This window comes from Streptomyces sp. MA5143a (assembly GCF_900290235.1).
In the GTDB taxonomy this organism is placed as follows: domain Bacteria; phylum Actinomycetota; class Actinomycetes; order Streptomycetales; family Streptomycetaceae; genus Streptomyces.
Window position 1 is genome coordinate 42,700 of sequence record NZ_OLMK01000088.1, and the last position, 13,559, is coordinate 56,258.

Sequence of the window (13,559 nt, forward strand, 5' to 3'; positions counted from 1 at the left end):
ACGCTCGTATTCGACAACCGCCCACTCACCGCGGCGCCGCGGCCGCCCCACCCCGGCGGCAACCGTGCCATCACCCCGCAAGCCGTCACCACAAGCACACCGGCGCCCTGTGCCAAGGCCCCCCGTCACCCACGGTGAGGCGCACCGCGCACGGCAGACACACCGTCACCCGGACCCAGTCGCCCCTCCCCCCGTCGCGCGGCAGCCGCTCCGTCCCGTCGACACCGAGACCGAGCTTCCCCGCCCACCCCGGGGTGGGCCCTCCACGCTCGACGGCGGCACTGGCAGAACGACAGGAGATGTACATGTCCGCTCTTCTCTCCAGGCTGTGGGCGATCTTGTTCGCCGCATGCCTGCTCCTCACGTCCCAGATCCTGATCACACCGGAGCGGGCGAGCGCGGCAGACCCGGGCTACCTGATGCTGCACTTCACCGGTGAAGGGGCGACCGGTCAGCAGATGTACCTCTCCCACAGCACGGACGGCCTGCACTGGAACGACCTCAACGACGGAGCGTCGATCCTGCGCTCCACCGTCGGCACGAAGGGGGTACGCGACCCCGCTCTGGTGAGATCGCCCGACGGCAGCAAGTACTGGATCATCGCGACCGACCTGTGCTGGGGTTGCGGGTCGACCGTGGACGGCTCCATCAACAACGGCAGCCGCAGCATCGTGGTCTGGGAGTCGACGGACCTGGTCAACTGGTCGCAGCCATGGCTGCTCAACGTGGCCGGCGCGATCCCCGACGGACGCAACGCCTGGGCGCCCGAGGCGATCTGGAACCCCGAGACCAATGACTACGTCCTGTACTGGGCGACGAACGTGCCCCTCAACGGCAAGACCAAGCACCGCATCTTCTACGCCCGCACCAGCGACTTCCGCACCATCACCACGCCCCAGATCTACATCGACCGTCCCGGTACCCAGGAGCTCATCGACACCCAGATCGTCGAAGTCCCGGCCGGCGTCGGAGACTACCGTTACGTGCGGGCCTCCGGTGACGGCGAGATCACCATCGAAGGCAGCAACTCGATCCTCGGCACGTGGACGAACCTCGGCAACCTCTCCGGCATCGGCCTGACCGGCGCGACGGGCACGACCGGCACGGCGGTCGAGGGTCCGATGTGGATGAAGTTCCGCGACCGCAACGAGTGGACCCTGTACCTCGACCAGTACGCCACCCGCGGCGGGTACATGCCGGTCACGACGACCAATCCCTCCGCTGTCGGCACCTACCAGCTCCCGGCATCGGGCAGCTACAACATGGGCGTCAACAAGAAGCGGCACGGCTCGATCCTGAACCTCACGGCCGCCGAGGAGTCCCGCGTCCTCGCACGCTGGCCCAGCACCCCGGTCAAGCGGCTCCAGTCGTTCAACTTCCAGGACCGGTACGTGCGGCACGCCAACTTCGACGTGCGCATCGACCAGAACATCACCGGTCCTGACGCCCAGTTCCGGCTGCGACCCGGCCTGGCCGGCTCCGGCACCGTCTCCTTCGAGTCGGTGAACTACCCCGGCTACTTCCTGCGGCACGCCAACTACGACTTCCAGCTGGTCCGCAACGACGGCACCGCCCAGTTCGCCGCCGACGCCACCTTCAACCAGGTCGCCGGCCTCGCCGACTCCAGCTGGTCCTCGTTCCAGTCGTACAACCACCCCGACCGGTACATCCGCCACTACGCGTACTACCTGAAGCTCGACCCGATCACCACCGCGACAGCACGCGGAGACGCCACCTTCCGCGTGACGAACTGACCCGCACGGAACAGGAATGCCGGCGCCTCCGCGGTGCCCTTCGCCCCCGACGCGCCCCACCGGCGCGGGAGGCGCCGGCTTCCTCCCTTCCACAAGCCGTCCCGATACACCCGCCCACCCAAGCAAGCTGTCCGACATGTCGAACACCGTTCGAAACAAGAGGGATGTGAACCGATGTTCAGCCTGAGACCTCAGGGCCGCAGGAGATTCCGACCGGGCGCTGTCGCCGCCGTGGCCGCCGCCTCGCTCCTGGTGGGCGTCGCCGGCCCGGCGGCCCCCGCCCAGGCAGCGGAGATCACCGATGGTCTGGCTCTCTGGTACAAGCTCGACGCCACCTCGGGAACCGTGGCGGCGGACGCCTCGGGCAACGGCCGGAACGGAACGGTGAACGGAACCGCCGGCTGGTCGGGTTCCGGGGAAGGGCTCACGTTCAACGGCTCCGACACCTACATCAAGGTGCCGGACAACATCATGAGCGGCATGAACTCGATCACCGTCTCGATGGACGTGCAGATCGACGCGGGCCAGGCCACGCCGTACTTCCTCTACGGGTTCGGCAACTCCGCCAACGGAGCCGGCAACGGGTACCTGTTCACCACCGGCAACACGTTCCGGACCGCCATCGCCTCCGGGGCCTTCTCCACCGAGCAGAACACCCGGACCACCGACGCGCTGCCGCGCTCCGTCTGGAAGCACGTCACCTACACACAGACCGGCACCACGGGCGTCCTGTACCAGGACGGCGTGGAGGTGGCCCGCAACACGTCGGTCACCACCACCCCCGGTTCCATCGGCTCCGGCATCACCACGGCCAACTACATCGGCAAGTCCCTCTACAGCGGTGACAAGCTCTTCAAGGGCAAGATGAGGGACTTCAGGGTCTACAACCGCGCGCTGGCGCCCGGCGAGGTCCTCGAGATCAGCGGGAACACCACGCACATCGCCGCGGTCACCCATCCCTCGCTGAAGATCGACGCCCTCATCGACGACACCCGCAGCAAGATCACGCTGCCGGTGAAGGAGGGCACGGACCTCACCGCGCTCGCCCCGCAGTTCACCCTCGCCCAGGGCGCGTCCATCAGCCCGGCCTCCGGCACCCCCCGCGACTTCACCGAGCCCGTGACGTACGAGGTCACCGGCTCCGACGGAACGAAGCGCACCTGGACGGTGGAGGCGCTGGTCATCAGGAGCCCGGTTCTGCCGGGGCTCACCGCCGACCCGAACATCGTCCGCTTCGGCGACACCTACTACATCTACCCGACCACCGACGGCTTCGCGAACTGGAGCGGTACGCAGTTCAAGGCGTACTCCTCCAAGGACCTGGTCCACTGGACGGACCACGGCGTCATCCTGGACCTGGGTCCCGACATCTCGTGGACCAACAGCCGGGCCTGGGCCCCGACGATGACCGCCAAGAACGGGAAGTACTACTTCTACTACTCCGCCGACGGGAACATCGGCGTCGCGGTCTCCGACTCGCCCACCGGCCCGTTCAAGGACCCCCTGGGCAAGCCGCTGATCGCCCGCGGCGCCTACTCGGGCCAGATGATCGACCCGGCGGTCTTCACCGACGACGACGGCCAGTCCTACCTCTACTTCGCCAACGGCCAGGCGTACGTGGTTCCCCTGAACGACGACATGGTCTCCTTCGACGCCTCCAAGGTCACCAACATCACCCCCAGCGGCTACAGGGAGGGCTCCTTCGTCGTCAAGCGCAAGGGCACCTACTACTTCATGTGGTCGGAGAACGACACACGTGACGAGAACTACCGGGTCGCCTACGCCACCGGCTCCTCGCCCACCGGTCCCTGGACCAAGCGGGGCGTGATCCTGGAGAAGGACCTCTCGCTCGGCATCAAGGGCCCCGGCCACCACTCCGTGGTGCAGGTACCGGGCACCGACGACTGGTACATCGCCTACCACCGCTTCGCCATCCCCGGCGGAGACGGCACCCACCGCGAAACCACCATCGACAAGATGGAGTTCGACGCCGACGGCCTGATCAAGACGGTCGTCCCCACCCTGAGCAGCATCGCCCCGGTCTCCGGCGGCATCGCCCTGCCGACGAACACCACCCGCTCGCTCCAGTCCGTCAACTTCCCCGGCCGCTACGCCGCCGTACGCTCCGACAGCCTCGGCTACCTCGACCCGGTGACGTCCTCCAGCACGACGGCGGTCAAGCAGAGCGCCACCTTCACGATCGTCCCCGGTCTGGCCGACGGAAGCTGCTACTCGTTCCGTGACGCCTCCGGCCGCTACCTGCGCCACAAAGACCTCCGGATCCGCGCCGACGCCAGCAACGGCACGACCCTCTTCAACAAGGACGCCACCTACTGCGCCCGGTCGGGCTCGGCCACCGGTTCGGTCAGCCTGGAGTCGTACAACTACCCCGGCCGCTACCTCCGCCACTACAACTACGAGCTGCGCCTGGACACCTTCCAGGACAACGCCACCTTCCGCGCCGACAGTTCCTTCAAGGCGGTCGGCCCCTGGGCCTGATCGATTCCCCTCCCACGCCCGGTAATCAGGAAGGCCGCATGAAAGTCCCTCGACGAAGCGGTACCCGAGTCGCCGGGACGGCCACCGCCGTCCTGGCCGTCCTCGGCACGGTGACCGCCGTGCCCGCATCCGCCGCCACGCCGGGAAGCTGGACCTCGGTCCAGCCCGGTGTCGCACAGACCGGCTGTGACGGCGTACGCGCCACCGTCGCGCTGGACGCGAACGGCGCCCTCTCGCTCGGCGCGACCTGGAACTGCCGCCAGGCACTGACACCCGCTCCGATCGGTCTGGTGACCAGCCAGGTCGACTTCACCACCGGACTGGACTTCGTCAGCCGCACGGATGCGCCCGTCACCTCCACCTACGAGGTCCAAGCGGGGAAGTCCCGTGTCCGGACGCGGTCCGCGACCGAGACGAGACTGGTGTTCGCGAAGGGCTCCGCGCGGATGACCGTGCACGTCCGCACCTCCCCGGACGGCATGGCGCTGCGCTACGAGCTGCCGTCGGGTGCGACGGTGCTGCGCGAGGCGACCTCGTTCGATCTGCCGGCCGACGCCCAGCTGTCCCGGCAGGAGTTCAGCGCCGATCACGAAAGGGGCTATGTGACCTCTTCGGTCGCCGACGTGGCGACGGGCTCCTACGACATGGGCATGTTCGCCCAGCAGTCCAACGGCGCGCGGGTGCTGCTCGCCGAGTCCGGTGTGGACGGCGGCTACTCGGGTGGCCGGTTCACGCACACCCAGGGCACCGACCGGTTCACCGTCGCGCTGGCCGACGCGCAGATCGTGCGGTCCGGCGCGTTCGCCACGGCCTGGCGCACCGCCGCCATCGGCAGCACGGCGACGGTCGTGGAGTCCACGCTGGTCGACGACGTGGCGCCCGCGTCGAAGGTCTCCGACACCTCGTGGATCAAGCCGGGTATCGCCGCGTGGCCATGGCTGGACGGCATGTGGAACACCCAGCGCGATCTGACCAAGCTCAAGCAGTGGGCCGACTACGCCTCCTCGCAGGGCTGGCCCTATCTCCTGGTCGACGACGGGTGGAAGGACAACCAGGCGATCATCCCCGAGCTCGTGACCTACGCTCGGGAGCGCGGCGTGCGGATCATGCTCTGGTACCACTGGCAGGACCTGGACACCGCCGCCGAGCGGGACACCCAGTTCACCAAGATCACAGGGTGGGGTGTCGCCGGCGTCAAGATGGACTTCATGGGGTCCGAGTCCCAAGCCCGACAGCAGTGGTACGACGCGACCCTGGCCGACACCGCCCGCTACAAGCTGATGGTCGACCTGCACGGCTCGCGCCTGTCCGTCGGCGTCCACCGCACCTGGCCGCACGTGCTGACCAACGAGGCCGTCCGGGGCGAGGAATACCCCGGTGGCCGGAACATCGGGCACGTGGCCGCCCTCCCGTTCACGCGCGGTGTCCTCGGCCCGGCCGACTACTCGCCGATGAGCTTCCAGCAGGGCAACCCGAACAGCGACGGAGCCGAACTCGCCCTCGGCGTACTCCTGGACAGCGGCATCATGCTGCCCGGCGGCCGTATCTCGGACTACCAGGCCCGTCCCGAGGCACAGCGGTGGCTGCGTATGCTGCCGACCGTGTGGGACGAGACGAAGTACGTCTCGGGCGACCCGCTCACCGGAGGGGTCATCGCGCGCCGCAGCGGTGACCGGTGGTTCGTCGGCGCGCTCAGGCGCGGCGGCGCCACCACCATCAGCTACCCGACGACGTTCCTCGGCTCCGGTACCTGGCACGCGGAGATCATCACCGACGGTCCCGACGGCCTGACCCGCACCAGCAAGGTCATCCAGGCCGGTGACACGTTGAGCGTCCCGGCGGTCGCGGGCGGCGGCCACGCGGTCAGACTGACCAAGGTCGCGGCCTTCCCCACCGGCAACCGCACGGTGACCATCGCCGGCAGCAACCACGTACTCGACGTGAGGAGCGCGAGCCTCGCGAACGACGCCGCGATCATCCGCTGGCCCAGCACCGGCGGCGCCAACCAGCGCTTCGCGTTCGTGCCCCTCGACGACGGATACACACGGATCGTCAACCAGGCCAGTGGCAGGGACGTCGTCATCCGGTACGCGTCGCGCGACGCGGGCGCGAAGGCGATCCAGTACACCTACGAGGCCAACGCGAACACCAACGACGAATGGCTGGCCGAGGACGCGGGCGACGGCCGTGTCCGGCTCCTCAACCGCCACAGCGGTCTCTATCTCACCGCGGGCAACGCCCAGGGCGACCAGTTGGAGCAACGCCCGTTCGACGGCGGCGACCACCAGATGTTCACCGTCTCCTGAGAACCGCCCGTGGGCCCGGCCCTGACGCTCGCGTCAGGGCCGGGCCTGTCTGTCTGCCTACGGAGATGTGCGGCAGGCGGTGCTAGCGCAGGGCGCCGGCCAGGAGGTGGGCGGTGTCCGCGATCAGCTTGTTCTCCGTCGTGGCGTCCTGGTCGAACTTGCGGGACATGATGGAGAGGACCAGCGGGGTGCCGTCCTCGGTCCAGGCGATACCCACGTTGTTGTTGGTGCCGTAGGAACCGCCACCCGTCTTGTCCGCGACGGCCCATGAGGACGGCAGACCCGCGCGCAGGCGGGTGCCGCTGGTCTGGTTGTGCAGCAGCCAGTGGGTGAGGAGCGCGCGGTCGGGCCGGCTGAGCGCGTCGCCGAGGACGAGCCGGGCGTAGGTGCGGCCGATCGCGCGCGGGCTGGTGGTGTCCGTGATCCGCCACGGCTCGCCCGAGTTCAGCTCCGTCTCCCACCGGTCCAGCCGGGTCACCGGGTCACCGAGGGACCGGGCGAAACGGGTGATCGCCGTGGGGCCGCCCAGTTCGCGCAGGAGCAGATTGCCGGCGGTGTTGTCACTGTGGCGGATCGTGGCGTCGCACAGCTCGGCGATCGTCATGCCCGTGGCCAGGTGCTCCCTGGTCACGTCCGAGTTCTCGAGGAGGTCGGCCGCGGTGTAGTGGATCCGGCGGGACAGCACCTCGCCGTCGCGGTCCAGGTCGCGCAGCACCGCCGCCGCGGCGAGCGTCTTGAACAGCGAACAGATCGGGAACAGTGTGTCGGCACGGTGCCGGATCGTTTTTCCGGTACGGACATGGTGGGCGTAGACCCCCAGCCGGGCCCCGTACTGCCCCTCCAGCGCGCGAAGACCGTCGGTGACACCGTCGGACGCGCGAGCGGGCGGGGTCGTGAGCAGGGCTGTGGCGGTGGCCGTACCGGCCACCAGCAGCGTGCGCCGGTTCATCGCAGAGGCAAGAGGGCCGCTCGTCCGTAACATCGTTCACTCCTTCATCGACGTGCGTCTGAAGTTCCGTCAGTGATCGACGCAGCGGCTCGCGGCCCGGTTGCGTTCGACAGCAGCCGCCGACGTCGCGGCTGACCCGCCGTGGTCGGGCCGCTGACGGTCAGGGGGTGTCGCCGGAGTAGTAGAAGCGGCAGCTCACACCCGGGCCCGGCGTGCGGGGTTCACCGGGGCGGGGGTCGTACAGGGCGCGGCCGCCGGGCCAGCGTCCGAGTTCGGTGGACAGGGCCGCGCCGTCGTCGACTTCTTCGGTTCGCCAGCCGTGGATGTCCAGCAGCAGACCGTCCAGGGGTCCGCCGACGAGTGCGGCGTAGGTCCGGTGTGGGAGCGGGCCGGGGTGGGGGTCGTCGTGCTCCGCGCCGTACACCCGGCCGTTCAGCAGCTGCTCGTCGCCGTTCATCCGACCAAGCCTTGCAGGCGCCACTGACAACGGGGGCTCCTACAGGGCCGCCCTGGGCTTGCCGGCATCAGGTGCGGAAGCGGGAGAGAGGTGGTGATCGAACGAGATGGTGAACCGGCTACGATGCGTTCGCGCGATGAAGTGGCGGGTCTCAGGACCGGGGTCCTCCGGGTGTCTCTCACGTCACCGTCGTGTCGGCCTGGTCGTGAACGACCGTCGTAGATCTTGCCGTGCGGCGCTGGGTGGTGCGCACGGCCGACAAGGGAGAACTCGGCATGTCGATGATCCGGCTCACGGCTCCGGCACACTCCCTCACCGAGGAGGGCCGCAAGTCCGTCCAGCGCGATCTGGCCGCTGCCCTGCTGCGTTGGGAGGGGGCGCCCGACGCGTCGTTCTTCCGCGCCCAGTTGTGGAGCTACCTCGTCGAACTGCCCGAAGGGGCCCAGACCACCGCCGAGGATGACGCGTCCCGCTTCCTCGTCGACGTCACGGTCCCCCAGGGAGTGCTCTCCGCGGAGGGCACCGCCGGCTTGGTGGCGGAAGCCACCGAGGTCGTCCTGTCGGCGGCCGGACTCTCCCGGACGGACGCACCGCGGGTATGGGTGCTGGTGCACGAGCAGCCCGACGGGACCTGGGGGGCGGGGGGACGGGTCGTCCGCCGTGCCGACCTCGCGGCCATCGCCAAGAAGCAGCGCGACGAGGCGTAACGACCTGCGGTCGGCACGTGAAGTCGGATTGCCTCCTTGCCGGTCTCGAAAGTTTCGAAGATTTCCCAGAATCTTTGACGCCACAACCTAGGAATGCGGAGCCCTGCGGTCAAGGGCTCTGGCTGATCTGTCTACAAACTGGCCTCTTCCTCGAGCTTGCCGAGCCGGGAATCCGACCGGCGTCAGACCGGCAGTCCCCACACGGCTTCCCGACCCAGGAGTGTGAAGGACGGCAGTTGAGGGCGGCGCCAGAGGTTTCCGCGCGCCTGCTCCGGACTCGACCCGAGGCCTATGCCGTTCGACGGTCGGCGGCCCCGAAGGTGCGCTCCCGCCACCCTGCGGGTTTCCGAATGTTTCGAAGCGAAAGCTGAAACTTTTTGTGTGGCGAGTATTGACGATTCATCGTCAATCCCTCAATCATCCGTGTCGGGAAGCCGACCAGAAACCGTGCCCTCGACCGCGTCGGCGAGCCGCTATGGAGTCCCCCCCATACCCGTGTCGAGACGTTCCCCCGCGCTACAGCCATTCCGTGATCTCTACCTTGGAGGCACAGTCATGGGCTTGTACGCCCTTCCAGGACCAGGTGTCCGCCGCAAGATCCGCGGCCTGCTGCCGGCACTGTTCGTCGGCGTGCTCGCCGCGGCCGCCGCGCTGGTCGCGCCGCCGACCGCACACGCCGCCGAGAGCACGCTCGGCGCCGCGGCGGCGCAGAGCGGCCGCTACTTCGGTACCGCCATCGCCTCGGGCAGGCTGGGCGACTCCGCGTACACGACGATCGCGAACCGTGAGTTCAACTCGGTGACGGCCGAGAACGAGATGAAGATCGACGCCACCGAGCCGCAGCGGGGTCAGTTCAACTTCTCCGGCGCCGACCGCGTCTTCAACTGGGCGGTGCAGAACGGCAAGCAGGTGCGCGGCCACACCCTGGCCTGGCACTCCCAGCAGCCCGGCTGGATGCAGAGCCTCAGCGGCAGCAACCTGCGCCAGGCGATGATCGGCCACATCAACGGCGTGATGGCGCACTACAAGGGCAAGATCGTTCAGTGGGACGTCGTGAACGAGGCCTTCGCCGACGGCAACTCGGGAGCCCGTCGCGACTCCAACCTGCAACGCACCGGCAACGACTGGATCGAGGTCGCCTTCCGCACCGCGCGTGCCGCCGACCCGGCCGCCAAGCTCTGCTACAACGACTACAACGTCGAGAACTGGACCTGGGCCAAGACCCAGGCGATGTACTCCATGGTCCGGGACTTCAAGCAGCGTGGCGTGCCCATCGACTGCGTGGGCTTCCAGTCGCACTTCAACAACGACAGCCCGTACAACAGCAACTTCCGCACCACCCTGCAGAACTTCGCCGCCCTCGGCGTCGACGTGGCCATCACCGAACTCGACATCCAGGGCGCCTCGGGCACGACCTACGCCAACGTGGTCAACGACTGCCTGGCCGTCCCGCGCTGCCTCGGCATCACCGTCTGGGGTGTGCGCGACTCCGACTCCTGGCGACCGGAGCACTCGCCGCTGCTGTTCAACCGCGACGGAAGCAAGAAGCCCGCCTACACCTCCGTCCTCAACGCACTGAACGGCGGTACCCCCACGCCGCCTTCGGACGCCAAACCGGTCAAGGGCGTCGGTTCGGGCCGCTGTGTCGACGTGCCCGGTAGCGCTACCGCCGACGGCACCCAGGTCCAACTGTGGGACTGCCACAGCGGCACCAACCAGCAGTGGACGTACACCGCGGCCGGCGAACTGAGGGTCTACGGCAACAAGTGTCTGGACGCGGCCGGGACCGGCAACGGCACCAAGGTCCAGATCTACGGGTGCTGGGGCGGGGACAACCAGAAGTGGCGCCTCAACTCCGACGGAACCATCGTCGGCGTCCAGTCCGGCCTGTGCCTCGACACCGCGTCGGGCGGCACCGCCAACGGCACCCCGATCCAGATCTCCACCTGCTCGAACAGCGGCAGCCAGCGCTGGACCCGCACCTGATCGCTGGGGGTTCGGGGTCGCCGCCGTGGTGGCGGCGACCCTCCCACCGGGCCTGCTCGGCGCGGCCGGGACGTATATCAAGGAGGGGGCGCCTTCGCCGTGCCGTCAGACCTCGACCCGTCCGGCGGCGGTCGGTCCGGCGGGTCAGTCCGGCGGGTCAGCCCGGCGGGTCAGCCCGGCGGGTCAGTCCGGGGGCAGGCGCAGCTCCGTCTCCGCGCCCCCCTCCGGGTGGTTGCGGAACGTCAGGCGGGCGCCGAGCAGGCGGGCCTGACCGGTGGCGATGGTCAGGCCGAGGCCGGTGCCGCCGGTCCGGGAGCCCGTACGGTTGGGCGCGGCGAGGGGCCGGAACCTCAAGTCGCTGTCGGTGTACGTCTCGTACGACGTCGGCAGGACCTGGAAGAAGACCGAAGTCCGGAACGGAGGGATCACGGTGAAGAACCCGGCGAAGGGGAAGGGGATCTCCCTCCGCGCCGAGATCATCGACAGGAAGGGCAACAGGTCGACGATCTCGATCCACAACGCCTACTACGGCAAGTGAGGCCGAGGATTCACTGACAAGGGTCGGTCTGCCGGTAGCAGAGAACCCGGCCTTGCGGCCGTGGTGGCGCGGTAGCCGCTGGGGCTCAGGCCCTTGAGGCGTTTGAACGCGGCGCTGAAGCCGAAGGCGTCGGCGTAACCGACCGACCTGGCGATCTCGGCGATGCCGAGGTCGGTGTCGGACAGCAGCACTTCGGCCTCGTCCATGCGGCATTCGGTGAGGTAGGCGAGCGGCGGACGGCCCATCAGCAGGGTGAAGCGCTTGGCGAACAGTGCCCGTGAGACGCCGGAGCGAGCGGCCAGGGAGGCCACCGTCCAGCGTGCGGCGGGCCGGTCGTGGAAGGACTGCAAGGCGGGCGCGAGGACCGGGTCGGCGAGGCCGCGGTACCAACTGGGCGCGTCGGCGCCCGCCTTGCCGAACCAGCTGCGCAGGGTGCACACCAGGGCCCAGTCGAGGAGCCGGTCCATCAACGCCTGTGAGCCGGCCGAGTGTTGGGCGGCGTCGGCGGCGGCCGTCTCCAGCCAGGCGCAGACCTCGGCGTCCTCCTCGACCACCAGGACGGGAGGCAGGGCACGCAGGAGCCGCTCATGGCGGTGGCCCGAGGCGCGGTAGGCGCCCACGATCAACGCGGTCGCCTCCTGCGAGTCGGCGCCCCAGTGGATACCGGCCAGTTCCTGGGCGGTGCAGTCGGCACTCTCGGTGAAACAGGCGATCTCGTACGCGGCACGGGGCCCGCGCACGGTGGTGGGGTGGTCCACGAGATGGAACGGTTCGGGTCCGCGCACGATGGCGGTGTCACCGGCACCGATCGTCCGTTCCGTTCCGTCGGGGAGCAGCAGCGTGCCACCGCCCCGCAGCACGCTGATCATGACGAGCGGCGCGGCGTCGGCGAAGCGGATGGTCCAGGGCGCCGCCAGTACGGCGTGACAGACGACCGAGCCCTCGGCCCGGATGCCGCTCAGCAGCGAACTCAGAGGATCCACGGCGCACATCGTAGACGATCTCCTATGTTTCCGAGCGGATCTCCCATGGATCATCTACGCCGTCGGGGCTGTACTGGAGTCGTTCATCGGACCGACCGAGACCAGCGGGAGACACCGTGACGCAAGCCGACAGCCGTGCCACAGCACTCGTCGTCGTCGCACACCACCGCACCGATTCCCTCACCGCGCACACGGCCGGGCGGGCCGCCGCCCGGCTCGAGGCCGCCGGCTACCGCGTCGACCTTCTCGACCTGCACGCCGAGGGGTTCGACCCTCGGATGAACGTGGCGGACCAGCCGGACTGGGGCGACCGGGAGAAGAGGTACTCGGACGAGGTGCACGCGCACATGCGGCGCGTCCTCGACGCCGATGCCGTCGTCGCCGTCTTCCCGGTGTACTGGCAGAGCGTGCCCGCCATCCTCAAGGGCTGGATCGACCGCGTATGGAACTACGGGTTCGCCTACGGACGCAGCGAGCCCCGCCTCGCCGGCAAACGCATCCTGTGGCTGGGCCTGGCCGGCGCCACTGCCGACGATCCCCTCGTGGAGGGGATGCGGAGCGTCCTCGAGACCAGTCTGAGCGAGGGCATCGCCTCCTACTGCGGCTTCTCCCACTCCACCGTCGGCCTTCTCACCGACGCGGAGGAGCGCCCGCAGCGCGTCGACGCCGAGGGCAACCTCCTGGTCGGCGACGCGGTCACCGGCGCCGAACGGGAGGCGCAGTACGCGGACTTCGACCGCCGTGCCGAGGAGTTCGTGGAGAAGCTCCTCGCCGAGGAGAGTGCGGCGGTCTGAGCGCCAGGGGGCGTTGGTGGTGCGCGTCAGGTCCGCGTGTGCCGCGGACCTGACGCGCATCCAATGGGGCGTTTCCCGCCGCTACATGGCCTGCGGGCCGTCAAGTTCCCGTCGGGCGGCGAGCGCTCTGGCCAGCATCTTGGCGCGGTAGGGGTTCGCGGCGTCGAGGGCCGTCGCCACCGCCACCGCCTCGTCCAGGAGGGCCAGCCGCTGCCCGGGCAGCTCCCGCACCAGCGGCGAGGCGCTGGCCTCCACCAGGACGTACGCCAACTTCGACCCGTACACCTCCGGCTCGACCTGCGTCAGCAGGCGGTAGATCCACAGCCCTTCGACGCCGCGCACCACCCGCCGGTTCGCGCTGAGCAGCTGGACCTTCGCCCGCAGAACCATGTCCTGATCCATCGATCCCCCTTCGTACCCTCACCCCCTCCGACCCGTCCCGTCGCGCGACGGGACAGCACAGCGAACGCGCCGGCAGCCGGGAACGGATGCCGACACGGACGTCGGAGAGTGGATGACGACGAGTCTGCGGGCGGACCACCACCCGCGACAAGCCCGAACGGACGTGCGCTCCGTCCTACCGAAA

General features: G+C 69.0%; 10 protein-coding genes and 1 pseudogene. 6 read left to right on the forward strand and 5 right to left on the reverse strand.

Going from position 1 to position 13,559, the window contains the following annotated elements:
• Positions 1-305: 305 nt before the first annotated feature.
• The 3 genes and pseudogenes from SMA5143A_RS32655 (at position 306) to SMA5143A_RS32665 (ending at position 6,559) form a co-directional block, all read left to right on the forward strand.
• Positions 306-1,754, forward strand: a complete 1,449-nt coding sequence (locus SMA5143A_RS32655) for a glycoside hydrolase family 43 protein (RefSeq protein WP_107466532.1) — start codon at positions 306-308, stop codon at positions 1,752-1,754.
• A gap of 213 nt (positions 1,755-1,967) precedes the next feature.
• Positions 1,968-4,253, forward strand: a pseudogene (locus SMA5143A_RS32660) (family 43 glycosylhydrolase); the annotation flags it as partial.
• A 38-nt stretch (positions 4,254-4,291) separates the two neighbouring features.
• Positions 4,292-6,559: a glycoside hydrolase family 97 protein gene (locus SMA5143A_RS32665; protein WP_107466463.1), complete on the forward strand. Its 2,268-nt coding sequence runs from the start codon at positions 4,292-4,294 to the stop codon at positions 6,557-6,559.
• Positions 6,560-6,641: 82 nt separating this feature from the next.
• Here SMA5143A_RS32665 and bla read toward each other — a convergent pair whose 3' ends face one another.
• Together bla and SMA5143A_RS32675 are read right to left on the reverse strand one after the other, a co-directional pair.
• Entirely contained in the window at positions 6,642-7,508 is an 867-nt protein-coding gene (bla, locus tag SMA5143A_RS32670; RefSeq protein ID WP_258193865.1) for a class A beta-lactamase, read from the reverse strand.
• A 160-nt stretch (positions 7,509-7,668) separates the two neighbouring features.
• The gene (locus SMA5143A_RS32675; RefSeq protein WP_107466465.1) at positions 7,669-7,965 is read right to left on the reverse strand and encodes a hypothetical protein; all 297 of its coding nucleotides are present in this window, start codon (positions 7,963-7,965) and stop codon (positions 7,669-7,671) included.
• 275 nt (positions 7,966-8,240) lie between these two features.
• Here SMA5143A_RS32675 and SMA5143A_RS32680 point away from each other — a divergent pair, with 275 nt between their 5' ends.
• Both SMA5143A_RS32680 and SMA5143A_RS32685 read left to right on the forward strand, forming a co-directional pair.
• Positions 8,241-8,672 carry a tautomerase family protein gene (locus SMA5143A_RS32680; protein WP_107466533.1) on the forward strand — a complete coding sequence of 144 codons (432 nt, stop codon included), beginning with the start codon at positions 8,241-8,243 and terminating at the stop codon, positions 8,670-8,672.
• A 555-nt stretch (positions 8,673-9,227) separates the two neighbouring features.
• Positions 9,228-10,658 (forward strand): endo-1,4-beta-xylanase, encoded by a 1,431-nt coding sequence (locus SMA5143A_RS32685; protein WP_107466466.1) that lies wholly within the window; start codon positions 9,228-9,230, stop codon positions 10,656-10,658.
• A 183-nt stretch (positions 10,659-10,841) separates the two neighbouring features.
• Here SMA5143A_RS32685 and SMA5143A_RS44840 read toward each other — a convergent pair whose 3' ends face one another.
• Together SMA5143A_RS44840 and SMA5143A_RS32700 are read right to left on the reverse strand one after the other, a co-directional pair.
• Positions 10,842-11,177, reverse strand: coding sequence for a hypothetical protein (locus SMA5143A_RS44840; RefSeq protein ID WP_375136574.1), 336 nt, complete (start codon positions 11,175-11,177; stop codon positions 10,842-10,844).
• A gap of 6 nt (positions 11,178-11,183) precedes the next feature.
• Complete coding sequence (locus tag SMA5143A_RS32700) at positions 11,184-12,179, reverse strand: AraC family transcriptional regulator (RefSeq protein WP_441349510.1); 996 nt, start codon at positions 12,177-12,179, stop codon at positions 11,184-11,186.
• 116 nt (positions 12,180-12,295) lie between these two features.
• Between SMA5143A_RS32700 and SMA5143A_RS32705 the strand changes: the two genes are divergently transcribed.
• Positions 12,296-12,973, forward strand: coding sequence for an NAD(P)H oxidoreductase (locus SMA5143A_RS32705; protein ID WP_181362110.1), 678 nt, complete (start codon positions 12,296-12,298; stop codon positions 12,971-12,973).
• Positions 12,974-13,054: 81 nt separating this feature from the next.
• On the opposite strand, the gene SMA5143A_RS32710 is transcribed toward SMA5143A_RS32705, so the two are convergent.
• A complete protein-coding gene (locus tag SMA5143A_RS32710) occupies positions 13,055-13,375 on the reverse strand; it encodes a hypothetical protein (RefSeq protein ID WP_107466469.1) in 321 nt (106 codons plus the stop codon).
• Between the last annotated feature and the right edge of the window lie 184 nt (positions 13,376-13,559).